20 protein-coding genes are annotated in these 23410 nt (G+C 29.4%); 10 read left to right on the forward strand and 10 right to left on the reverse strand.

Features of this window, described 5'->3' with window-relative positions:
- The first annotated feature begins 176 nt into the window (after window positions 1–176).
- The 5 genes from Q0H31_RS09020 (at window position 177) to Q0H31_RS09040 (ending at window position 7169) form a co-directional block, all read left to right on the forward strand.
- A complete protein-coding gene (locus Q0H31_RS09020; RefSeq protein ID WP_295297440.1) occupies window positions 177–512 on the forward strand; it encodes a hypothetical protein in 336 nt (111 codons plus the stop codon).
- 60 nt (window positions 513–572) lie between these two features.
- Window positions 573–944: an integrase core domain-containing protein gene (locus Q0H31_RS09025; protein ID WP_295297442.1), complete on the forward strand. Its 372-nt coding sequence runs from the start codon at window positions 573–575 to the stop codon at window positions 942–944.
- 81 nt (window positions 945–1025) lie between these two features.
- The gene (locus Q0H31_RS09030; RefSeq protein WP_295297444.1) at window positions 1026–2798 is read left to right on the forward strand and encodes a SpoIIE family protein phosphatase; all 1773 of its coding nucleotides are present in this window, start codon (window positions 1026–1028) and stop codon (window positions 2796–2798) included.
- Between the two features lie 93 nt (window positions 2799–2891).
- Window positions 2892–5309 carry a penicillin-binding protein 1A gene (locus Q0H31_RS09035; protein WP_295297446.1) on the forward strand — a complete coding sequence of 806 codons (2418 nt, stop codon included), beginning with the start codon at window positions 2892–2894 and terminating at the stop codon, window positions 5307–5309.
- Between the two features lie 6 nt (window positions 5310–5315).
- Window positions 5316–7169 (forward strand): conjugal transfer protein TraB, encoded by a 1854-nt coding sequence (locus Q0H31_RS09040; RefSeq protein ID WP_295297448.1) that lies wholly within the window; start codon window positions 5316–5318, stop codon window positions 7167–7169.
- 427 nt (window positions 7170–7596) lie between these two features.
- Here the strand turns inward: Q0H31_RS09040 and Q0H31_RS09045 are convergent, their stop codons facing one another.
- Together Q0H31_RS09045 and Q0H31_RS09050 are read right to left on the reverse strand one after the other, a co-directional pair.
- Window positions 7597–7932 carry an Hsp20/alpha crystallin family protein gene (locus tag Q0H31_RS09045; protein ID WP_295297476.1) on the reverse strand — a complete coding sequence of 112 codons (336 nt, stop codon included), beginning with the start codon at window positions 7930–7932 and terminating at the stop codon, window positions 7597–7599.
- Between the two features lie 88 nt (window positions 7933–8020).
- On the reverse strand, window positions 8021–8419 hold the full coding sequence (locus Q0H31_RS09050) for an Hsp20/alpha crystallin family protein (RefSeq protein ID WP_295297450.1): 399 nt from the start codon (window positions 8417–8419) through the stop codon (window positions 8021–8023).
- A gap of 308 nt (window positions 8420–8727) precedes the next feature.
- On the opposite strand from Q0H31_RS09050, the gene mscL reads away from it, so the two are divergent.
- The 4 genes from mscL (at window position 8728) to serB (ending at window position 12837) form a co-directional block, all read left to right on the forward strand.
- Entirely contained in the window at window positions 8728–9186 is a 459-nt protein-coding gene (gene mscL, locus Q0H31_RS09055; RefSeq protein ID WP_295297452.1) for a large conductance mechanosensitive channel protein MscL, read from the forward strand.
- A 127-nt stretch (window positions 9187–9313) separates the two neighbouring features.
- Complete coding sequence (locus tag Q0H31_RS09060) at window positions 9314–10459, forward strand: alanine--glyoxylate aminotransferase family protein (RefSeq protein WP_295297454.1); 1146 nt, start codon at window positions 9314–9316, stop codon at window positions 10457–10459.
- A 140-nt stretch (window positions 10460–10599) separates the two neighbouring features.
- Complete coding sequence (serA, locus tag Q0H31_RS09065; protein ID WP_295297456.1) at window positions 10600–12204, forward strand: phosphoglycerate dehydrogenase; 1605 nt, start codon at window positions 10600–10602, stop codon at window positions 12202–12204.
- Between the two features lie 12 nt (window positions 12205–12216).
- Entirely contained in the window at window positions 12217–12837 is a 621-nt protein-coding gene (serB, locus tag Q0H31_RS09070; RefSeq protein WP_295297458.1) for a phosphoserine phosphatase SerB, read from the forward strand.
- A 526-nt stretch (window positions 12838–13363) separates the two neighbouring features.
- Here the strand turns inward: serB and Q0H31_RS09075 are convergent.
- The 4 genes from Q0H31_RS09075 to Q0H31_RS09090 form a co-directional block, all read right to left on the reverse strand.
- Window positions 13364–14707: a citrate/2-methylcitrate synthase gene (locus tag Q0H31_RS09075; protein WP_295297460.1), complete on the reverse strand. Its 1344-nt coding sequence runs from the start codon at window positions 14705–14707 to the stop codon at window positions 13364–13366.
- A 24-nt stretch (window positions 14708–14731) separates the two neighbouring features.
- On the reverse strand, window positions 14732–15991 hold the full coding sequence (gene icd / locus Q0H31_RS09080; RefSeq protein ID WP_295297462.1) for an NADP-dependent isocitrate dehydrogenase: 1260 nt from the start codon (window positions 15989–15991) through the stop codon (window positions 14732–14734).
- A 317-nt stretch (window positions 15992–16308) separates the two neighbouring features.
- On the reverse strand, window positions 16309–18564 hold the full coding sequence (locus Q0H31_RS09085; protein WP_295297464.1) for an aconitate hydratase: 2256 nt from the start codon (window positions 18562–18564) through the stop codon (window positions 16309–16311).
- Between the two features lie 120 nt (window positions 18565–18684).
- Window positions 18685–19215 carry an HdeD family acid-resistance protein gene (locus Q0H31_RS09090; protein ID WP_295297466.1) on the reverse strand — a complete coding sequence of 177 codons (531 nt, stop codon included), beginning with the start codon at window positions 19213–19215 and terminating at the stop codon, window positions 18685–18687.
- Between the two features lie 206 nt (window positions 19216–19421).
- Between Q0H31_RS09090 and Q0H31_RS09095 the strand changes: the two genes are divergently transcribed.
- Window positions 19422–19880: a hypothetical protein gene (locus Q0H31_RS09095; RefSeq protein ID WP_295297468.1), complete on the forward strand. Its 459-nt coding sequence runs from the start codon at window positions 19422–19424 to the stop codon at window positions 19878–19880.
- A gap of 69 nt (window positions 19881–19949) precedes the next feature.
- On the opposite strand, the gene Q0H31_RS09100 is transcribed toward Q0H31_RS09095, so the two are convergent.
- The 4 genes from Q0H31_RS09100 to Q0H31_RS09115 all read right to left on the reverse strand — a co-directional run bounded on the left by Q0H31_RS09100 (window position 19950) and on the right by Q0H31_RS09115 (window position 23261).
- Complete coding sequence (locus Q0H31_RS09100; RefSeq protein WP_295297470.1) at window positions 19950–20687, reverse strand: glycerophosphodiester phosphodiesterase family protein; 738 nt, start codon at window positions 20685–20687, stop codon at window positions 19950–19952.
- Between the two features lie 65 nt (window positions 20688–20752).
- Complete coding sequence (locus Q0H31_RS09105) at window positions 20753–21550, reverse strand: AAA family ATPase (RefSeq protein WP_295297471.1); 798 nt, start codon at window positions 21548–21550, stop codon at window positions 20753–20755.
- A gap of 3 nt (window positions 21551–21553) precedes the next feature.
- Window positions 21554–21748: a hypothetical protein gene (locus tag Q0H31_RS09110; protein ID WP_295297473.1), complete on the reverse strand. Its 195-nt coding sequence runs from the start codon at window positions 21746–21748 to the stop codon at window positions 21554–21556.
- Between the two features lie 133 nt (window positions 21749–21881).
- Entirely contained in the window at window positions 21882–23261 is a 1380-nt protein-coding gene (locus tag Q0H31_RS09115; RefSeq protein ID WP_295297474.1) for an MATE family efflux transporter, read from the reverse strand.
- Window positions 23262–23410: the final 149 nt, after the last annotated feature.

Consider the following 23410-nt stretch of genomic DNA (forward strand, 5'->3'; position numbering starts at 1 on the left):
GTTCATTTAAACTTTCTCCTTTTTATTATATTGTATCATATACAATTAAATTGTCAAGTAATATGCAACTATCTTTTGTTAAGGAGTGTGAGATATTGGACATTTTTTAGTATAAAAAAAGCAGTATCCTTGTTATAATATTTTTTGATATAGAAAACAAACAAAAGGATACTACTATGAAAAAAGATTATAGCACAGAATTTAAATTATTTATAGTGGATGAAGCATTAGAAACTAAAAATATTAAAAGATTTTTAAAGATAGAAGAAATACCCAAATCTACTTTTTATGCTTGGCTTAAAAAATATAAAGACACTGGAACTGTCGCCAATTTTAGCACTAGACCGAAAACTTCTCCAAACATCTTTGATAATCAAGAAGCGATTAATTTAATTATTAAACTCTATACTAAAGAATATCGAGGTAAACATTATATTAAAGCATATTTAAATCGTAAAGGCATAGGCAAATCTATGAGGATAAAACACCTTATAGTGCTTTATCTTTCTTAAAATATGTCTTAAAAACTTCACCTTTTAAGATAAAATCTATACAAACAGCGGCCGAAGGAAGTGCCTGCGGCCATAGGGAGTACCTTTAGGTATGGTAACAATGGTATAGAATATACTTATCGCTGTATCAATAGCTCTAAAATAAATATTTTTGATGAATACTGCTTGAAAAATAAATTAGAGAGAAGATATATTCCTGTAGCAGCACCAAGATACAATGGTGCAGCAGAAAGAGTACACGGCATAGACGAAAGAGAATTTTACTCACGATTAAATAAAAATATAACTGTAGAATTATTAAGAGAAAAATTAAAAGAATATACACATTTTTATAACAATCAAAGATTGATTTCTTCGTTAGGTTATATTACAATCAAAGAAAGAATCGAAAATATTATAGCAAGTAAAAGTACAATATCTATGGCTCCATGACAATATTATATTAAATCTATATTGACTATAAAATACACTATGATATAATCTACTTCAAACGGCTAATATGTAGAGGTTTTAGTGAATATAAATGAAATAATGGATAACCCCGAAAAACAAATTGAGGTGTTTTCTAATATCATAAAAAAAATGAATTCTTCAACAGATTATGAAGAAAGTTTAATAACTCTTATATCTGAAATAAAAGCCGTAATGAATTCAAACACAATACTTTTATATTTAGTAGATCAAGAATTAAATAATCTAAACTTTGAAATGTCTATAGGTCCTTTAGGCGATAAATGTTTCGGTTCTATTATAGATAATGATAAACCAATAGCAGTAAGAGCATACACTACATCAGCTTCATTATATTCTAATGACCCTAAAGAAGATTCAAATTTTGTACCTTTGAAAGACATGATAGGAAACGAATTAAAAAATATATTATTTGTACCTGTAAAAATAAGAAAAAGAAACATAGCAGCAATATTTCTTCTAAACAAAAAAAACGGCAATTTTATAGAAAAAGATACTGTATTAATGAAATCTTTTGCACATTTAGTATCTTTATCTTTAGTTAATAAAATTAATTATGAAAAAGCACAATCAAGAGCATATGAAGTTGCTGCTTTATATGAGATGTCTATATCTATTAATAGATGCGAAACAGTTGATGAAATACTTAATAACAATATTAGCATAGTATGCGAAGCCTTTGAGGCACACAGGGTTTCTGTGATACTAAAAGAAAATGGAGTCTTCAAATTTAAAGCTGCAATAGGTATTGATGAAGATATTTTGCAATATGGGGTAGTTACGGTAGAAGATAATGTACTTGCAGAAATATTAAAAACTAAAAAACCTGTTTATTCTGTAAATGTTTCTAAAGACCATAGATTTAAACCAAATAAATCTTTAAGATATAAAAGAGAAAGTTTTATAGCAGCACCTATAATCATAAAAGATGAAATAATAGGCTTTTTATGTGCTACAGAGAGAAACATTAATAAGCCATATAATTTAAGTAATTTAATGTTATTAGAAATGCTGGCTCAGCAATTAGGCGAAAACTATATGCATATACTTTTATCTGAAGAGTCAAAAATAAAAGAATCTCTTACAGAAGAAATTAACTATACAGAACAATTGCAAAAAAGCGTACTTCCAACACATTTCCCAAATGATAATTTATTTGATATAGCTGCTATAAGCATACCAAGTAAAAATGTAGGCGGAGACTTTTATGATTATATCAAAATAAGCAGCAGTAAATATGCTCTTATAATAGCTGATGTATCAGGAAAAGGCTTGGGTGCCGGTTTCTTTATGACTATGACAAGGTCTATATTAAGAGTTTATTTCTCTCAAATAGACGACCCTGCAAGCATATTAAAATATACTAATAGGCATATTTTTGAAGATTCTAAAAACGGTATGTTTGTTACTTGTTTCTTGCTTGTAATAGACACAAAAAACAAAACTTTAACTTATTCTAATGCCGGACATTTGCCTCAATATTTAGTAAGAAAAGATAATTCTTCTAACACAAAGATATTAGAAGAAATGCATACAAAAGGCAAACCATTAGGGTTTATAAAAAATGAAACATACATAAATAACAAAATATCATATTCTTCAGATGATACAATAGTATTATTTACAGATGGAGTAACAGATACTTTCAATAGATTTGATGAAGTTTATGGAGATGATAGATTAAAAGAATTGCTTAAAAATGATTATGATAATCCTAAAGAGTTATTAGATGATATAGTAGAAGAAACTGTTGCATTTAGAGATGAGGTTGCTCAATTCGATGATATTACTCTATTAATAACTAAAATTTTATAATTATTTTAAAATCAACTATAATTTATATGCTTGATTAATTGAATAATTATTTTATAATATAGAGAATAACTTTAAAATATTTAGGATAAAAAATTGAAAGTAAAAGATTTTTTCAAAAACAAACTATCTAATTTAAAAAATAAATATAATACAGTAAACCTTAATAAATTCATAAAAATATATATAGCAGTATTGGTTATAATATTTTCTATAGGCACTTTAGTATTCGCATTTTTAATAGCAGATATTATAAGGCAGCCAGACGTTCAAGCAGTAGAACTATATAAACCTACAATACCAACAAAAATATATGACATAAAAGGCGAAGTGATATCAGAGTTTTTCTCGGAACAAAGGTCATTGGTGGAATATAAAGATTTGCCTCCTCATCTTATAGAAGCAATTATATCTATGGAAGATAATAATTTCATGAAACATGACGGTATAGATATAATAGGTATATTTAGAGGCACTATTGGTAATATGATTGTTGGTAAAAGACCAAGAGGAGCAAGCACGCTAACTCAGCAGGTAGCAAGAGGAATAGTATTAAAATCCAGAGAAAGAACTATTATAAGAAAATTAAAAGAGATATGGGTAACATTTCAAATAGAAAAGAGATTAACTAAAGAAGAAATAGTAACATTATATTTCAATCAAATATTTTTCGGCCATTCGGTTTACGGAGTACAGGCTGCAAGCAGATTTTATTTTAATAAGAATGTAGAAGATTTGGATTTAGCAGAATGTGCTTTGCTTGCAACACTTCCTCCTTCACCAAACACATATTCGCCTATTAATAATCCGAATATATCTATGAGCAGACATAAAGTTGTTTTAAAAAGAATGACAGATTTGAAGTTTATAAGCAAAGATGAAGCAGATAATGCCTACAAAGAATTCTGGGCTTCTTATAGCGGAAAGATAGGAAGAAGAGGCTCTACTGCTTACAGTGCTTCAATAGACAGAGCTCCATATATTACAGAATATGTTAGAAGAGAATTGATTGATAAATACGGTGAAAAAGCATTAAAAGAAGACGGACTTAAAATATATACTACTATAGACATAGAAAAACAGGAAGCTGCACAAAAATTATTAACAGAAGCCTTAAAAGAATATAATGATAAATATGAAGGCGGTTCTATGGACATAAGCACTATCTACGACAGAGAGCTTATAGATAAAGTAGAAATGCTTTCTTTACTCTTTGAACTTCCAGAAAATATGGCTAAAAACAAATTCTCCATATCAGTTCGTTCGCTTCTTAACCAAGACACATCAAGTTCACTCGCACTTATTTCAGATATGTTTGGTATGGAAGAAGTTAATGACATTATGATGGAAGTAATGAAAGCAGATGAGGCAGAATTATCCCGCCAGATAGAAGGAGCATTAGTTGCAATAGACCCAAGAAACGGATATATAGTTTCTATGGTTGGAGGTTCAGGATTTACTCCAAGAAACCAATTTAACAGAGCTACTCAAGCGAGAAGACAGGCAGGAAGTGCATTCAAGCCTTTTGTATATGCTGCTTCTATGGATATAACTAATTATAACCCAGCAACTATAGTAAGCGATGCTCCTATTGGATTTGTACCAGAGGAAGGAGAAGAAGGAAAGGTATGGATACCAAAAAACTATTCTGGTAATTTTAAAGGAGATGTTAGCTTAAGATATGCTTTAGCCGTTTCGCTTAATATTGCTACTGTTAATGTTGTAAATTATGTTGGTATTACAAATGCCATAAGATATATAGAACCTATATTTAAAGCAGAGCCTGATGATGCTAAATCTAAGAGAATGTTTAACCCAGATTTAACATTAGGACTTGGTACGGGGCTATTTACTCCATTAGAACTTACTACAGGATTTGCCACTATAGCAAACAAAGGTAAAGAGGTTGATCCTATACTTATAAGATATGTTACAGACAGATACGGCGTTATGATGGATAATTTTGAAGAGGATTTAAAAAGAGAAATTACTCTCAAAGGCGGAGCTAAACAGGTGATGAGCGAAGAAGTGGCTTATATGATTAGCGATATATTAGCAGGCGTACTTAGAGGCGGTACTGCAACAAGTGCTATGTATGAGGCTGGATTTACAAGAAGAGGTGCCGGAAAAACAGGTACTTCAAACGATTGGAAAGATGCTTGGTTTGTGGGATATACTCCTGAACTTACAACTGGTATATGGATTGGTTTTGACTCTTTCAAATATTCTCTTGGTAATCATCAAGTTGGAGGAAGAGTTGCTGCTCCTATTTGGGGTAAATATATGGTTGAAGCATTAAAAGATATAAAACCTACTTGGTATTCTCAGCCTGAAAATGTTATTAGATTAGAAGTGTGTGCAAGAAGCGGTAAATTGCCTAGCTCTTCTTGTCCTACTCTTACTACTGACTTATTTATAAAAGACAAAATACCTCAAGAAACTTGTAATGTTTGTGATACTTATTTGGAAGACAGCAGTAATCTTGATAGTATAATTGATTCTTTTTTTGATTAATTTGTTATGAGTAATATAGTTAATATTGATTCTAATGTTTTAAGATATAATAATATTTTAGCTATACCCTCTATACATTCAAGAGTATATTTTGCTTTGGCTGTGAGAGAAGCTTTTTATAATTTTAAGCCCGATGCTATAGTGGTAGAACAGCCTTTAAACTTTTATAAATCTCTAAAAAATGCCGTTGCAAGGCTTCCATTTGTAAGCCTAATTATAAGAGAAATAGAAAATGAAGCTGTTTATATACCTATTGACCCTTGCGATTCTATTATAGAAGCTATAAGGCTTTCAATAGATGAAGAGCTTCCGCTATATACAATAGATAAAGATATCACATCAATAAATGCCAACTCTCATTATCTTATGCCTGATGATTATTTACTAAATAAAATTGGGCTTGAAAGTTTTTATAATGAAGTAAAAAATAATTATTCATTTGTAAAAACTAAAACAGATGAAGAGAGAGAATTATTTATGGCTAGAGAATTAGCTAATATCTCTCAAAAGCATGAAAGAATATTATTCGTTTGCGGAATGTCGCATTGGGATAATATTTTAAATTTACTCAAAAAAGATAAAAACGAAATTAATGATGAAAAAATTGAGTATAATGAAGATAATAACAAAATATTTAACATACATAAAAACTCAATAAGTAAAGTGCTTGGAGAGTTTCCATTTACTTCTTATATGTATGAAAAATACAGAAACAATGAATTAGAAAAGTTTGATAAAATAGAAATTATAGAAACTATCTTTAGAGAGGCTAAATTAAGATACAAGCTTCCTATATCTATGCTGCAGCAAAAGAATATGATGAAGTATTTAAGAAACTTATGCATATTAGACAATTATATTCTTCCTGATTATATAGATATGCTTACAGCTTCAAAGTGTATGATTAACAATGATTATGCTTTGGAAGTAATGGAAGGTATGGAATATTATCCTTATTATACAGATGAAGATGAAGATTATCCTACAATAAAATTAAACCGAGACCCTGCCACTAATGGAATGGAAGGCTTATTAAAAGACAAAAAAATAAAGCTTCATCAATATGATAACATATGGAAAACTTCTTTTAAGAAAGTGCATGTAACAACCCGCCCAAAAGAAAAATATGAGGGTGAATGGGCTGATACTTGGAATAAGAGAACTAATTTACTTTCGCATATACCTGAAGACGTGCTTATGGAAAAGCATATGAATATACTTAGAAACAAAATTAGAAACATGCTTACAGAAGATAAAGCAAAAATAGAACCTTTTAAGGTGAGCATTAAAGACGGTATTGATATGCGTGAAACTATAAGAAATTATTATAAAAAAGAGATATATGTTAAAGAGATTCCAAAGATAAAAGGCAATATTGGGCACATGGTTGTGATATTTGATGAGGAACATGATGAAAATTATGATTGGAATATAGTTTGGTATAGCGAAGCACATGATGACAGCGATTTAATACTTTATTCAACAGAGCCCGGTAATACTTTAGTTGGTCCCGGCATATCAAAATGCTTTTTTGGAGGTTATGCTTCTTTAATGCCTCCGCAAGCTCCGTATGATGTATGGAGAGAATATGCTAAACTTAAAAAAGACGGTATAGTGAGAAATTATGCTGATTTATTGTTGTATACTGCTATAGTTTATTCTGTAGATAAATATTTAGGTTATGTTGCTCCTACTCCGCCTTCAAACATATTAAAAGAGTTCGCTAAAATGACAACAAAAGTAGAGATAGTTTATGTGCCATTAAATACATTCTCTAGTGAAACATTAAGAAAATTAAGACATTTCCATGTACTTGGAGCTAAGAGATTAAGAAGCATCGCTAACGATTATATTATTTAGTAATTATATATGTGTTAAAATCTATTAACAAAAATTAGTTTTTTTTATTTGTGGTGGCTTTACCCCCTGCGAAGCGTGCCCATAGGGTACACACCCCCACTTCTTTTGCGACCGAAGGAAGTACCTTTAGGTATTGCCACAAAGAAGCAAAAAGGCTATATTTTATTTAATCTAAACTTAATAATTTATTTTATACATAAAATATAATTATTATGATTTAGTATTATTTTTTTATTTGCACTTTTTGCAACTTTGACGAAGTCCGCAAAGCGAAGGCGGGAAAAAGTTGAATAAAAAAACGATAAAATATAATTGTTTAGATATATACTAAAACAATAAATTATCCAAAATATTATTTATGTAATTAAATTTTAAAATAAAAAATGCATGCATCATAAATGCATGCATTCACAAGGCAATATATTTTTTAAGCTATTTCTATTCTTTTCTCATACTTAACTTCTTCTTTTTTTGGAAGAGTAAGAGTTAAAACTCCATTCTCAAAATTAGCAGATATATTATCAACATCTATAGACTTATCGCTAATGTTAAAGCTCTGTTCATATTTTGAAACAACCTCTTCTTTATCACCCTCTTCACTTTTTATAACTTTCTTTCTCTCAGCATATATTGAAAGTATGTTCTCTTTTACTCCAATATCTAAATCTGATTTTTTTACTCCCGGCATATCCATCTCTATTGTATAGCCATTACCATCTTCATATATTTTATAATTTCTTTGATACAAAGAATAATCTCTCATACAGCCTTCTCCGCTATGGCATCTACTATTAAACATTGGGAAAAACATTCTTGACATAATACTAATCTCCTTTATTATTTTATATTTTTTAAGCTATCTCTATTTTTTTCTCATATTTAACTTCTTCTTTTTTTGGAAGAGTAAGAGTTAAAACTCCATTCTCAAAATTAGCAGAAATGTTTTCAATATCTATTCCTTTCACGCTAATGTTAAAGCTCTGTTCATATTTTGAAACAACTTCTTCTTTATCACCATCATCACTTTTCATTACTTTCTTTCTCTCAGCGTATATTGAAAGCATATTCTCTTTTATACCAATATCCAAATCCTCTTTTTTTACTCCCGGCATATCCATCTCTATTGTATAGCTATTATCATTCTCCTCTAACTTGTAATCGCTATATTTATAAATGCTATTTTCTTCATTATAAAAATTATCAAAATCATCCAATATAGAATGTAAAGCAGGTAAAAATATTCTTGACATAACCAAATCTCCTTTTTTCAATTAATAGTAAGCAGCAATTTTTTATTTTTGCTACACTATATATTATGCAAGAATCATGCCATATATTATTTAGCAAACTGTATATTTTTTATACGTTTATTGTGTGTTTTTATAAATAGAGCAAATACTCATTTTTATATATGTATCATTTATATACATAAAAAATATAGACTTGTAGATTTTTTATACTATAAATAAAACTATTAAAAATAAATGTATCATAACTAATACAATAATTTTAAATATATTATATAATTACACAACAGTAAAATTAAGGAGTCTAATTTATGCTTAAAGAGTTTAAAAACTTTATAATGCGTGGAAATGTAATAGATATGTCTATTGGTATTATAATAGGCTCTGCTTTTAGCAAAATAGTAAACTCATTTGTAGAAGATATTTTAATGCCTCCAATAGGATTAATGCTTAGCGGAATAGATTTTTCTAATATATTTATAGTGATAAAAAAAGGAATAGAAAACCAAGGTCCATACACTTCATTAGACATGGCAAAAAATGCAGGTGCGGTTGTTATAAGTGTTGGAATGTTTTTTAATGCTATAATAAGTTTTATAATCACAGCAATTTCTATATTTATAATAATAAAGATTGTAAATAAAATACAAGAAAAAATGCCGAAAGAAAAGAAAGAAGATAAAAAAGAAATTAAAGTATGTCCTTATTGCTATTCTAATATAAATATTAAAGCTATAAAATGCCCAAACTGCACATCGGATTTAAATTAAAATATTTATTAAAAAATATATATAAAAAATTATTTAAAATATTACTAAATACAGTATTGTAAAATATGTATAAAGTAATATAATATCTAAATATACCATAACAGACTATTTTTTAGGAGATTATACTATGAGAGACAAAACTTTTTTAATGATACCCGGACCTACACCTGTACCAGAATCTGCTTTAATAGAAATGGCAAAACACCCTATGGCACATAGAAGCAAAAAATTTTCAAACATATTAAAAGAAGTTTATGAAGATTTAAAATATGTGTTTCAAACTAAGAATGATGTATTTTTGTTTACAGCAAGCGGCACTGGGGCAATGTGTGCTGCATTAGAAAATATTGTTAATGAGGGCGATAAAGTATTGTGCTTAGTGATTGGAAACTTTGGTGCAAGGTGGGCAAAAATTGCAGAAAGCAGAGGGGCTGAAGTAATAAAATTAGAAGTTCCTCTTGGCGAAGTAATTAAACCTCAAATGCTTGAAGAGGCTTTAAATAAAAACAAAGACATAAAAATAGTAACACTCACTCATAGTGAAACTTCTACAGGTGCTGCTAATGATGTAAAAACATTATGTTCTATAATAAAAAAATATGGAGCATTGTCTGTTGTTGATGGTATAACAAGTTTATGTGCTATGGAGTTTAAAACTGATGAATGGAATATAGATGTTGCATTATCAGGCTCTCAAAAAGGGTTTATGATAGCTCCGGGACTTTCATTTTTAACTGCAAGCGAAGAAGCTTTTAAAATGCATGAAAAATGTAAATATCCAAGTTTTTATTTTAATTGGAAAGAGCATAAAAAATCTTTAGCTAAAGACACTACTCCTTTTACTCCTGCAGTAAATCTCATCACTTCACTTCATGCATCTTTGAAAATGATTAAAGAAGAGGGAATTGAAAATGTTAATAAAAGACATAAAAAACTTTCTCTTGCTTTAAGAGCCGCTATAAAAACTATAGGCTTAAAACTTTTTGTAGAAGATGATAGTAACGCAAGCTATGCCATCACTTCAATACTTCCGCCAGAAGGAATAACTGTTCCAGATATAAGAAAGACTTTGAAAGATGATTATGATATTATTGTAGCTAATGGACAAGGAAGTTTAGAAAATAAAATATTTAGAATTGGTACTTTAGGATTTGTATGCGAGAGGGATTTAATAATGGCAGTAGGAGCATTGGAAGCGAGCTTAATTAAATTGGGATACAAGTTTGAAATTGGAAGCGGAGTTAAAAAGCTAATAGAAGAGCTAAACAAATAATATTTTTCTAATTCTTATATAACAAGAATACGGCAGTATGCACTCGAAATAATAAATAAGAACTAAAAAATTATTATAAAAAAATAATACTAAAAAAGTATAACACACTTAAATTAGATTAATTAAATGGAGATTGCACAATGAAAGTTTTGATAACTGATAAGATAAATGAATGCGTTAAGGATATAATAGCAGATGTTTCTGAAACAGTATTTCTTCCAACTATGAGTGAAGATGAACTTACTAACATTATAGGAGAATATGATGCTTTAATGGTGAGAAGCCAGACAAAAGTAACAAGAAAAATTATAGAAGCTGGAAAGAACTTAAAAATTATAGGACGTGCTGGTGTTGGTGTTGACAATATAGATGTTGAAGCTGCTACAGAGAAAGGAATAATAGTAGTAAACTCTCCAGATGGAAACACTATTGCAGCATCAGAACATACTATTGCTTTAATGCTTGCCATATCAAGAAATATAGTTCCTGCTGTAGTTTCTACAAAAGAAGCTAAATGGAACAGGGATAAGTTTACAGGAAATGAGCTTTTTGGAAAGACTTTGGGTGTTATGGGGTTCGGAAGAATTGGAAGAAAGGTTGTGCATATTGCTCTTTCTATTGGAATGAAAGTTATAGTATATGACCCATTTGCCACAGAAGAGATTGTGCAAAAAGTGGGAGCTGTATACGAAACTTCTTTAGATGAGTTTTTACCTAAACTTGATTATTTATCTCTTCATATACCAAAAACTCCTGAAACAAATAATATCATAAACAAAGACAATTTATCTAAAATGAAAAAAAATGCTATCATTATAAATTGTTCAAGGGGCGGACTTATAAACGAAGAAGATTTAAAACATGCATTAGAAAACGGCACTATAGCAGCTGCTGCAGTAGATGTTTTTGTAAATGAGCCAAAAATAGAGACTTGCCCATTAGTTGAATATAAAAATGACAATTTAATACTTACACCTCATCTTGGTGCTAGTACAAAAGAAGCTCAAATTAATGTTGCTTTAGATGTTGCTAAACAAATAAAACAAGTATTATCTGGAGGATACACTGAATCTGCTGTTAATATACCTTCGCTTAATCCTGAAAAATTAGAACCTGTAAAAGACTATATGAAGATAGCAGAAAATGCAGGTGAGATGATAATGCAAATATCAACAGGCAAAATTAAATCTTTTGAAATAACAGCACAGGGAGATTTAATTAATTTAGATATTCAGCCTCTTGAAGTGGCAGTATTAAAAGGGGCATTATCTTCAATGCTTCAAGATGTAAACTATGTTAATGCTCCTTATCTTGCAAAACAAAGAGGAATAGAAGTAAAAACAATAAAATCTGAAACTCCTTCTACATTTACAGGAATACTAAAAGTAAAACTTACTACAGATAAAGAAGTTAATAATGTATCAGTATCTTTAATATCTAAGAATATAGCAAGAATAGTTAAGTTAAATGATTATGATGTTATAATAAAGCCTCAGCCTCATATATTAATAGTACCGCATATAAACCAGCCTGCTATGATAGCAAAAGTGGCAACTGTATTATCAAGCGACGGAATAAATATTGGTTCTATGAATGTATCAGAAAACATAAAAGGAAGCAATATGTCTATAATGGCTATAAACGTTGATAGATTAATAGACAGCAGCATGATAGAAAAAATATCACAAATAGATGGAGTTCATCAACCAAAGTATATTAAACTTACTTCAGGATATACACTATAAGGAAAAATATAAATGAAATTAGCAGTTTTTGATTTTGACTCCACTTTGATGGACGGTGAAACTTTAGACATTATTGCAAGAGAAACTAATTTTGCAAAAGAGATTTCTGAAATTACTGCAAGAGGAATGAGAGGCGAGATTGATTTTTTTGAAAGTTTAGAGATGAGAGTTGCTTTACTAAAAGGGATAAAATTAGAAACTGTTAATGAAATTTGTAATAGCCTTCCTATAATGAACGGAGCAAAAGAGACCATTCACGAGCTTCACAAAAAAGGCTATAAATGTGTATGCTTTTCCGGAGGGTTTAAAAATGCAACCACCCTATTTGCCGATAAGCTTAATTTAGACGGAGAGTTTGCAAATATATTTCACACAAAAAACAATATACTTACAGGAAAAGTTGGAGGCGAGATGATGTTTTCAAACAGCAAGGGGGATATGCTTGTGAGATTACAAAAGCTTCTTAATGTTTCTTATGAAGATACTTTAGCTGTTGGTGATGGGGCTAATGATTTAAGTATGTTTAAATATGCTAAAAAAAAGGCTGCCTTTTGTGCTAAAGAAGTTTTAAAAAAGGAAGCAAATATTGTAATAGATAAAAAAGATTTAACACTTATATTAGATAAAGTTTAAATATATTTTCAAAGGTTTTTATAAAAATCTAAACAACTATATTTTATCTTATAAATTTTGTTTTATTCAACTTTTCCCATAGTAAAAAGTTTTCGCCCTTTGGACACGCTTCGCGAAAGTACAAGTGTTTTACTCTATATCTTAGAATATATATAATACTTGTATTTTACCTAAAAATGCAGTCTTTTTGGTTCTTTTGGCCACAAAAAGAACTGGGGGTGTGGGGACTAGCCCCCACAAATAATAAACTAAAAATTTTCTAGTATATAGTTAAATAACTATATTTTATCTTATAAATTTTGTTTTATTCAACTTTTTCCCGCCTTCGCTTTGCGGACTTCGTCAAAGTTTTTACCCTACGGGTACGCTTCGCGAAAAGTGCAAGTTAAGAAAGTAATACTAATTATATATTAAATATTAAACTAAAAACAATGTAAATATTTATTAATGTTTTGAAACAACTCTAATAATAAAAAAGGAGCTTTATACAAAATAAAACTCCTTGAAAAATTATCTCTATAAAAAATTATCTTTTATCCATAGTTATAAACTCTTGAGGGTCAGAAACATTTTTATACGCTGGTCTTATGATTCTTCTGTCATCAAAATTAAGTTCTTCTATTCTATGAGCACACCAGCCCACAATTCTTGACATAGCAAAAAGCGGAGTATAAAGCTCTTTAGCAATACCAAGCATTTCATATATAAATCCAGAGTAAAGGTCTACATTAGCACAAACTCTTTTTTTATCTCCTTTTACCTTTATAAAACATTCTATAGCCCTCTCTTCTATTAACTCCATGAATGCAAGCTCTTTTTCTTTTTTCTTCTCCTTAGCAAGCTGACGAGCCAAATCTTTTAATATAACAGCACGCGGGTCTGATAAAGTATAAACAGCATGCCCCATTCCATATATAAGTCCGCTCTTATCATAAGCTTCTTTGTTAAGCATTTTCATTAAATATTCATCTATCTCTTTTTTGCTCTCCCAATTATCTATAGCCTCTTTCAAATGAATAAACATATCCATTACTTTAGCATTAGCCCCTCCGTGCAAATCACCCTTTAAAGAACCAATACCCGCAGAAATGCTTGAATAAGTATCTGTTCTTGTAGAGCTTGTAACACGTACTGTAAATGTAGAGTTATTACCGCCTCCGTGTTCTGCATGAAGTATCAAAAACAAATCAAGCATTCTTGCCTCTAACTCACTAAACTCCTGCTTAAGCATATATAAAAAATTCTCTGCTATAGAATATTTTGGTTTCGGTAATGTGATATGCAAATATTTTTGATTAACACTATATTGAAACATATTATAAGCATAAGCAATAACTGCCGGAAATCTTGCTATTAATTGAATAGATTGAAGCATTAAGTTTTCTAATGATAAATCTTCAGGATTAGGGTCATGAATATACATCTCAAGCACACTTCTTGAAAGTATATTCATAATATTTTGCCCTTCCAAATCTATTATATTCATTATAGTTTTTTTATCTAAATACATATTATCAGATATTAACTCTTTAAAAGACTGCAATCTCTCCATATCTGGAAGCTTACCCGAAAGAAGAAGATAGCAAACCTCCTCATAACCAAAACGCTTATTAGTTAATATATCATTAGCAATATCATTTAAATCATACCCTCTATAATAAAGCTTACCGTCTATAGGGCATACTTTTCCGTTTTTATCTCTTTCATATCCAACAACATCTCCAATATTTGTAAGCCCTACAAGCACCCCTGTTCCATCTTCATTTCTTAAACCTTTTTTTACATTATATTTCTGAAAAAGTTCACTATCTATTTTTATTCTTTTGCTTGAATGGTCATAAAGTTTGTACAATAAATATTCTTTTTTCATAAATATGTCCTTTAATATATATTTTTACATTATAGAAACTATTTTTTCTGCAAACTCTTTTGTGCCAAGTGCAGTTCCATTATCCATAAAGCTTGCCAAATCTTCTGTAGCATATCCGCTTTCAAAAGATTTCTCTAATGCATTTATTATTAATTTAGAAGCCTCATTCATATTTAAATATTCTAATGCCATCACAGAAGAAAGTATTAATGAACAAGGATTGGCTTTATTTTTTCCTGCTATATCTGGTGCTGTGCCGTGGGTAGCTTCAAAAATAGCATGCCCCGTTTTATAATTAATGTTTCCTCCCGGTGCTATTCCTATTCCTCCTACCATAGCTGCTAATTGGTCTGATACATAATCGCCGTTTAAGTTTAATGTTGCTATTACAGAATAATCTTCCGGTTTTAATAATGTGTTTTGTAAGAAGGCATCGCAAATATTATCTTTTATTATGAGTTTACCTTGCTCTTTTGCTTCTTTTAACTTCTCTTTTGCTTTATCTTCACCAAACTCTTTTTTTATTTCGGCATACTCGTCCATAGTAAAAGTTTTATGAGCAAACTCTTTTCTTGCAAGTTCGTATCCGTATTTTTTAAATCCGCCCTCAGTGAACTTCATTATATTCCCCTTATGAACCAAAGTAACAGAAGGAAGTTTATTTGCCAAAGCATACTCTATTGCAGAACGTATGAGTCTTTTAGAGCCTTCTTCAGATACAGGCTTAACTCCGAAAGATGATGTTTCTGGAAATCTTACTTTAGTTACACCCATTTCATTTTTTAAAAAGTTATAGAATTTCTTAGCTTCTTCTGTGCCTGTTTTCCATTCTATACCCGCATATATATCTTCAGTATTTTCTCTAAACACAACCATATTAACTTTATTAGGCTCTTTTACAGGCGAAGAAGTACCCTTAAACCATCTTACAGGTCTTAAACAAACATAAAGGTCTAAAGTCTGACGAAGTGACACATTGAGTGAACGCATACCCTCTCCAACAGGAGTAGTTAAAGGCCCCTTTATGCCTATAAGATACTCTTTAAAAATGTTTATAGTTTCATCAGGCAAAGGAGTACCTAACTCTTTTTGAGCCTTATCTCCTGCAAGCACCTCAAGCCATTCAATAGATTTTTCTCCGTTGTAGGCTTTTTTTACAGCCTCATTTACAACCATTTGAGAAGCAGGAGTAATTTCAGCCCCTACTCCGTCCCCCTCTATAAAAGGAATTGTAACTTTATTTGGTACTATCAATTTACCATTTTTCATTTCTATTTTACTCATATTAAAATCCTATTGTTATTAATTGTTTTTTATTTATTTTTTAATATATACTAAAATAACTATATTTTATCATATAAGTTTTTTATTCAACTTTTTCCCGCCGCAAAAAGTTGCAAAAAGTGCAAATATATAATTAGTATTAAATATATTTTAAATGTATTATAAACTATGTATTTTATTTATAGTTCTTTTGCTTCTTTTATACCAATAAAAGAAGTGGGGGCGTGCACCCTACGGGTACGCTTCGCAGGGGGGCAAAGCCGCCACAAATAAAAAACTTAAATTTTTTTTGACAAAATAAATTCTCTATCTATAAATTAATCTTTCATTAAACTATTCAATGCTCCTCCGTTTTTAAACCATTCAATCTGTACTTCATTATATGTATGAACTGCTTCAAAAGTCTCTTCACTTCCATTTTGATGAATTACTTTAACTATTAAGTTTTGTTTAGGCCTAAAATCATCAAGCCCTAATATGCTTATTTTATCTTTTTCTTCTATCTTGTTGTAATCATCTTTATCTTTAAATGTTATAGCAAGCATTCCCTGTTTTTTAAGATTAGTTTCATGTATCCTTGCAAAACTTTTAGCAAGCACTGCTTTTACATTCAAAAATCTTGGCTCCATTGCCGCATGCTCTCTGCTTGAACCTTCTCCATAATTCTCTTCTGCAACCACTATAGAAGAAATATTTTTTTGCTTATATTCTTTTGCCGTTTTTGAAACTTCTTCATAACTGTTGCTTAATTTATTAAATACAGAGTTTGTTTTGTCATTAAAGAAATTAACAGCCCCCATTAGCATATTGTCTGAAATATTTTCTAAATGCCCTCTAAACTTTAACCAAGGACCAGCCATTGATATATGGTCAGTCGTACATTTACCTTTAACTTTTATAAGCAAAGGCATATTTTCAAAATCTTTTATATTAAACTTATCAAAAGGTTTTAATAATTGTAAGCGTTTTGACTCTTTATCTATTATAATTTCTATGCTGCTATCTGGTACATTTTGTCTGTTTTTGTTTTCTGTGCTAAGTCCGTTTTTTGGCAAAGCTATTCCAACAGGCTCATCGAGTTTAACTTCTTTTCCCTCTTCATTAATTAAACTATCTTTTAAAGGATTAAATCTCAAATCTCCTGCTATGCTTAAAGCCATTACGGTTTCAGGGGAGGCAACGAATGCATGAGTATTAGGGTTACCGTCTGCCCTTTTAGCAAAATTTCTATTGAAAGATGTTACTATTGAGTTTGCTCTTGTATTGTCTTTCTCTTCTCTATTCCACTGCCCAATACAAGGTCCGCATGCATTAGTCATTATAATAGCACCAATTTTTTTGAAATCATCAATTATACCATCTCTTAAAGCTGCATTATATGAAGCCTCAGAGCCGGGGTTAATTATTATTTTTGATTTTACTTTTAATTTTTTATCTATTACCTGACGGGCAATTGAAGCTGCTTTACTCAAATCATGATAAGAAGAATTGGTACAAGAGCCTATTAATCCAACTTCCATAGCTGTAGGATATTTATTTTCTTTTACCTTTTTAGCAAACTCGCTTATAGTGCATGCTGCATCCGGTGTAAATGGTCCGTTTATATATGGTTCTAATTCAGACAAATTAATCTCTATTATTTTATTATAATATTTCTCTGGATTTTGATATACTTCTTCATCTGCTTTTAGATTATTTATGTTTTCATCAGCAAGTTTAGCAATCTCTTCGCGTCCTGTAGCAATTAAATATTCTTTTATATTATTGTCATAAGGAAATATTGAGGTAGTAGCACCAACTTCCGCACCCATATTGCAAATAGAAGCCTTACCAGCAGCAGATAAACTATAAGCCCCCTCTCCAAAATATTCTATAATAGAATTAGTGCCTCCTTTAACTGTTAATATTCCTGCCAATTTTAATATCACATCTTTTGCACTTGCCCATCCATTTAAAGAACCTGTTAATTTTACTCCTATTATATTGGGTATTTTGAGCTCCCACTCCATGCCTGTCATAACGTCAACTGCATCAGCTCCGCCTACACCTATAGCAAGCATTCCAAGCCCTCCAGCATTAGGTGTGTGAGAATCTGTTCCTATCATCATGCCGCCCGGAAAAGCATAATTTTCTAAAACTATTTGGTGTATAATTCCAGAACCTGCCTCCCAAAAACCAAGTCCGTATTTTTTGGCAACGCTTTCCAAAAAATTATAAACTTCTTTATTAACATTAAGTGCATTTTTTAAATCCTCTTCAGCACCCTTACAAGCCTCTATTAAATGGTCGCAGTGTATTGTTGCAGGTACAGAAGAAGAAGTTTTTCCAGCATTCATAAATTGAAGTAATGCCATTTGTGCTGTAGCGTCCTGCATTGCCACCCTATCAGGACGAAAATCTGCATAATCCTCCGCCCTCTTAAAATCTTTTACAGTTTTTTCATCATACAAATGAGCATATAATATTTTTTCTGATAATGTTAATGCTCTATTTAATTTTTGTTTTATACTATTAACTTTATTAGAATAGTTTAAATAAAACTTTCTTATCATTTCTACATCATATATTGGCATACTTTTACCTCAAAATAAAAAAAATAATATTGTTATTAGTAATACTATACAACAATATTATTTTTTATCAATTAGTAAATTAATATTTTTTTAATTATATTTTAATATTAAAATTTTATATTACTCCTTAAAAAAATTACCGTAAGCAAACCAAAGCTGCAAAGTAACAATACCATAAAGTATTAAACCAATTCCAATAACTACACTAACATAAACAGCACCAAGTATAGGATTGAATGCTAATACAATTCCAGCTAATAAAGTTAATACTCCGCTAAATAATGATAATCCCCATTTACTATAACCCTCTTTTTTTAATTCTATAGAAGAAGATATAGCAATAACCCCTCTCACTATTACAAAAAATGAAACCATATACGGTATAAATGCACCGCTGATTGTAAGATTAGATATAATTATAATACCACATATAGTTGTTATTATACCATCTGCCAAAATTAAAAGAGAACTTGATAAATGCCTCAAACTGAAAAAATAAAATATAGTGCTTATACCAGAGAATATTGTTAAAAAACCTATTATATATGCTAACAATAATACTGTTTCTGCCGGATTAAATATAGTAGCTATACCTGATATAATAAGTAATATTCCAAATACTAACCATAAAACTCTTCCTAATTTTCCCATAATTTATACACTCCGCTATAAAAAATTTAATAAATTATAATAACTATAATTCATTATATAATAATGATAATTTAATATATAAAAAAATCAACATTTTATATATAACTTTATAAAAATAATAGTATTTTTTTATTATAATCGGGAACTTTCACAACTATAACTTCGTCTAATATAACATACAAAAACAAAACAGGAGTTATATAGAAATGAAATCAAAATTATTATTATCTACATTAATATTAACATTAGTATCAGCATTGGCATTTGCTCAGCCACCTGCTCCAAGAGGCGGTGAAGTTCCTCCTCCTGCACCAAGACATATGGGAGGTCCTAGAGGTGATATATACAGAATGTGCAGAAATGCTGGAATATATCTAACAGATGCTCAGCTTGAAGAAATGGGTCAAATATCTTATGAATATGAATTAAAAATCAATGATTTGGAATATCAAAAAAGAAGTATTGATTATAAATTCAAGCTTGAAAGAGAAAAAATTGATTTAGACTTAAACTTAATAAAAGATTTAATAAGCCAAAGAAAAGATTTAGAAAAAGAAATTGATTATCTTAGAATAGAAAAAGATGTTACTGTTTTAGATGTTCTTACAGAAGAGCAATTAAATCAATTAAACTCATATAGAATGAGATATTATTACTATAGATAATCATTCATATATTTTCTAAGGAGATAAATTAAGTTAATTCTTAAATTATCTCCTTTTTTATTTATAATTTTAATATAGTCTTTTATCAAATATATCTGGCTTATCTGTAAATATACCATCTACTCCTATAGAATAAAGTTCGTTAGCAAGCTCTAAAGAATTTACAGTATATATATAAATCTCATATCCTTCATTTTTAATCTTTTTAACTAAGTCTTTATTTATAGTTTTATCATATAAATGCATAGACTGAGGTTTTAATTCATCTGCTATATCTTTCCAATGAGCTGTTTCTTCCCAAAGCAGTATTCCAAATTTTGAGTTTTTTGATATTTTTTTTAGTGTTCTAAGCATGTCAAATTCAAAACTAGAATAAAATATCAAATCTTCAGCTTTATTGTCTGCTACAGCTTTTACAGTATTTTCTACTATGCTATCCCAATATTTTTCATTTTTTGAAGCTTCACCTTTCAATTCTAAATTTACTATTGTATTTGTTTTTTTACATAAATCTATTAACTCTTTTAGAGTAGGTATTCTAGTGTTTTTGAATTTCGCATCTTTCCAAGAACCAGCATCTATATTCTGTATAGCATTATAATCTAAATCATTTATAATACCATCAAAATCTGTATGGTCTTTAGTCTCATAATCATGAAATAATACAAGCGTACCATCTTTCAATATTGTTACATCTGTTTCTATACATTTTATTCCAAGTTCTATTGCTTTTTGAAATGCTAACATAGTATTTTCAGGATAATCATAAGAAAATCCTCTATGTGCTATTACTTTTCTTAAATACATATAAAAGCCCTTTAATAGATTTTTTATAATTATTAGTTTGATTTATTTTTTATAATTTATTAATATTAAAAGAAGTCTGAAAAAGTTTTATCTTTATTATCATCTTTCATTTCACCTATATCATATAAATACCTAGTAACCGCTAAAGAAAAACCGCCTTTTATAGGTGTTCTCGGATAAAGAATTATTAATGGAGTGCGTTTTTGAATAGACATCATTACTTTTTCTTCATCAAATAATATTGGTCCAAGTAAATTAAGTTCTATATTAAGTTCAAATTTATCAACAACTTTTTTTATCTCTTTATACAAATTAACAGCCCAATCTATATTTTTTACTTTGTTTACAATTAAATAAATCTTTTCTGTAATTTTGTCAGAACATATCATTTTTATAAGTCTGTATAAATCAGTAAGAGAAGTTATTTCCGGATTAGCAATTAATATAATGTCATCAGAAATCTCATAAAACTTTATCATAGATTGCGTTATACCAGCAGCATAATCTATAATAACATAATCATACTCTTCAGATAAAGTTTTTAAATCATTAGCAAGCTTTGACAAATAAAAATCACTTTCAAATGGAAGAAGTTTTTGTATATTAACTCCCGCACTAATAACATCTATATTGAAAGGACTATTTAATACACAATCTTTTAAAGTAATATTACCCTCAAAATACTGCTGTAATTTAGACTGAGGCTTTACCTGCAATAATATAAAAACATTAGAACAATTAATATCTATATCAAAAACTAGTACCTTATAACCTTTGGAAACTAATTCACTAGCAAAATTGACGGAACATAAAGTTTTTCCAGCTCCACCTTTTCCACTAGAAAAAGATATTATTCTCGCCATATATTATTTCTCCATATATAATTTTAATAAATGAGCAACTTTAACCCTAACCTCTTCGTCCCAATCTAATATATGTTCTTTTAATACTTTAATAACAGCCTTCTTGTCGGCAATAGATACTTGTTTAGCTAACTCATCAAGGGCTTGTAGTCTTTTTTCAACATTATCACTTTCTAATCGTAAAAATATCTCTCTCATCTATATATTCCGTGATATCCATATTATTATTCTCATAAATTATACATTATAATGTTAAATTGTCAAAACATTATATATAATTCAGTCATATAAAATAAAACTATAAAAATATATTATGGTTAAATATTAATAATTAACTTGTTTTTATATTATTTTTTAATTCTATTTTCATTTCTCTTATTATACTATAACCTAAAGGTATTGATATAATGAAAGTAAACAAATCTGCCAAAGGCTGAGCTATTTCTATACCAACCAATCCTAAAAATTTGGGCAATATATAAACTATCGGTATAAAAAATATCCCCTGCTTTGCTAAAGCTAATATTGAAGCTCTTATTGTTTTTCTTGTGGTTTGGAGAATCATACTCGATAAAGTGATAAGTCCCCACAAAGGCAGAGTTAATGCTTGATAACGTAAAGCTCTATTTGCAACATCAAGCAATGCATCATCTTCTTTATTAAAAAGACTCACTATTAAATGAGAATTTGTAAAAATGATAAAATCAAATATTATAAGCACAATAGTTGAAACTCTTACACAAAAATAAAAAGCATGTATTACCCTATCATATTTTTTTGCCCCATAATTAAAACCGCATACAGGCTGAAACCCTTGCCCAAAACCTATAATTGATGAATTGGCAAACATAGATACCCTGTTTACTATAGACATAGCAGCTATTGCCGCATCTCCAAAAAAAGAAGCAGATGTATTTAAAAAAGCCGTAGAAAAACTTGATATACTCTGCCTGCAAAGACTAGGAAGTCCGCCGACAATTATAGCCTTATATTTTTCTAAACTAGGAGAAAAATCTTTTAATTTAATAGGAAGCGTACCCCATACATTTGCTCCAATTAATAATACACAAAAACTTATAAATTGACTTATTATAGTGCCTACAGCAGCACCTTTTATGCCCATATCAAAATAAAAAATAAAAAGAGGGTCTAATATTATATTGATTATAGCCCCGCTTATTAAACCTATCATTGCAAATAAAGCATTACCTTGAAGTCTTAATTGATTATTAAGTACGATAGAAGCTGTCATATATGGTGCCCCTATTAAAATATATTTCATATATGTTTTTGAATAAGGCAGTATTGTATTTGTAGAGCCTAATATATGTGCTAAAGGATTTATAAAAATAATTCCAAATATCAATATAATAAAGCCAACTATCATAGCAGATACAAAACCCGTAGCAGCCATTTTAGAAGCTTCAAGAGTATCTTTAGCCCCTAACCTAATAGAAATATAATTGCCGGAACCATGCCCAAAGAAAAAACCAATAGCCTGTATTATAGCCATCATAGAAAATACTATTCCAACAGCAGCAGTAGATTGAGTATTAATTTTACTTACAAAAAAAGTGTCTGCCATATTATAAAATGATGTTGTAAGCATACTAATAATTGTAGGAATAGCCATTTTTATAATTAATGGTTCTATATTAGATTGAGTTAAAGATTTATATTTTTCTTCTTGCTTAATTTTTTTATCTGTCATATATAATTTACCAATATTTAAATGTAATATATTTTACTACAAAAAAACAAATACACAATATAAAGAAAAAGATAATAATGTTTAGGAGCCATAGATATTGCACGTTTTTTAGTTAAAATAAAGTAGGTATTCCTTATAATATAAATAGC

Origin of the sequence: uncultured Brachyspira sp. (genome assembly GCF_934747485.1) — a bacterium.
Classification (GTDB): Bacteria; Spirochaetota; Brachyspiria; order Brachyspirales; family Brachyspiraceae; genus Brachyspira.

Bases quoted from the DNA above. Each gene is read 5' to 3' on its own strand.
- Q0H31_RS09020 (WP_295297440.1), top strand. From the start codon at position 177: ATGAAAAAAGATTATAGCACAGAATTTAAATTATTTATAGTGGATGAA.
- Q0H31_RS09040 (WP_295297448.1), top strand. From the start codon at position 5,316: ATGAGTAATATAGTTAATATTGATTCTAATGTTTTAAGATATAATAAT.
- Q0H31_RS09045 (WP_295297476.1), bottom strand. From the start codon at position 7,932: ATGAGAGATTATTCTTTGTATCAAAGAAATTATAAAATATATGAAGAT.
- Q0H31_RS09050 (WP_295297450.1), bottom strand. From the start codon at position 8,419: ATGTCAAGAATATTTTTACCTGCTTTACATTCTATATTGGATGATTTT.
- mscL (WP_295297452.1), top strand. From the start codon at position 8,728: ATGCTTAAAGAGTTTAAAAACTTTATAATGCGTGGAAATGTAATAGAT.
- Q0H31_RS09060 (WP_295297454.1), top strand. From the start codon at position 9,314: ATGAGAGACAAAACTTTTTTAATGATACCCGGACCTACACCTGTACCA.
- serA (WP_295297456.1), top strand. From the start codon at position 10,600: ATGAAAGTTTTGATAACTGATAAGATAAATGAATGCGTTAAGGATATA.
- serB (WP_295297458.1), top strand. From the start codon at position 12,217: ATGAAATTAGCAGTTTTTGATTTTGACTCCACTTTGATGGACGGTGAA.
- Q0H31_RS09075 (WP_295297460.1), bottom strand. From the start codon at position 14,707: ATGAAAAAAGAATATTTATTGTACAAACTTTATGACCATTCAAGCAAA.
- icd (WP_295297462.1), bottom strand. From the start codon at position 15,991: ATGAGTAAAATAGAAATGAAAAATGGTAAATTGATAGTACCAAATAAA.
- Q0H31_RS09085 (WP_295297464.1), bottom strand. From the start codon at position 18,564: ATGCCAATATATGATGTAGAAATGATAAGAAAGTTTTATTTAAACTAT.
- Q0H31_RS09090 (WP_295297466.1), bottom strand. From the start codon at position 19,215: ATGGGAAAATTAGGAAGAGTTTTATGGTTAGTATTTGGAATATTACTT.
- Q0H31_RS09095 (WP_295297468.1), top strand. From the start codon at position 19,422: ATGAAATCAAAATTATTATTATCTACATTAATATTAACATTAGTATCA.
- Q0H31_RS09100 (WP_295297470.1), bottom strand. From the start codon at position 20,687: ATGTATTTAAGAAAAGTAATAGCACATAGAGGATTTTCTTATGATTAT.
- Q0H31_RS09105 (WP_295297471.1), bottom strand. From the start codon at position 21,550: ATGGCGAGAATAATATCTTTTTCTAGTGGAAAAGGTGGAGCTGGAAAA.
- Q0H31_RS09110 (WP_295297473.1), bottom strand. From the start codon at position 21,748: ATGAGAGAGATATTTTTACGATTAGAAAGTGATAATGTTGAAAAAAGA.
- Q0H31_RS09115 (WP_295297474.1), bottom strand. From the start codon at position 23,261: ATGACAGATAAAAAAATTAAGCAAGAAGAAAAATATAAATCTTTAACT.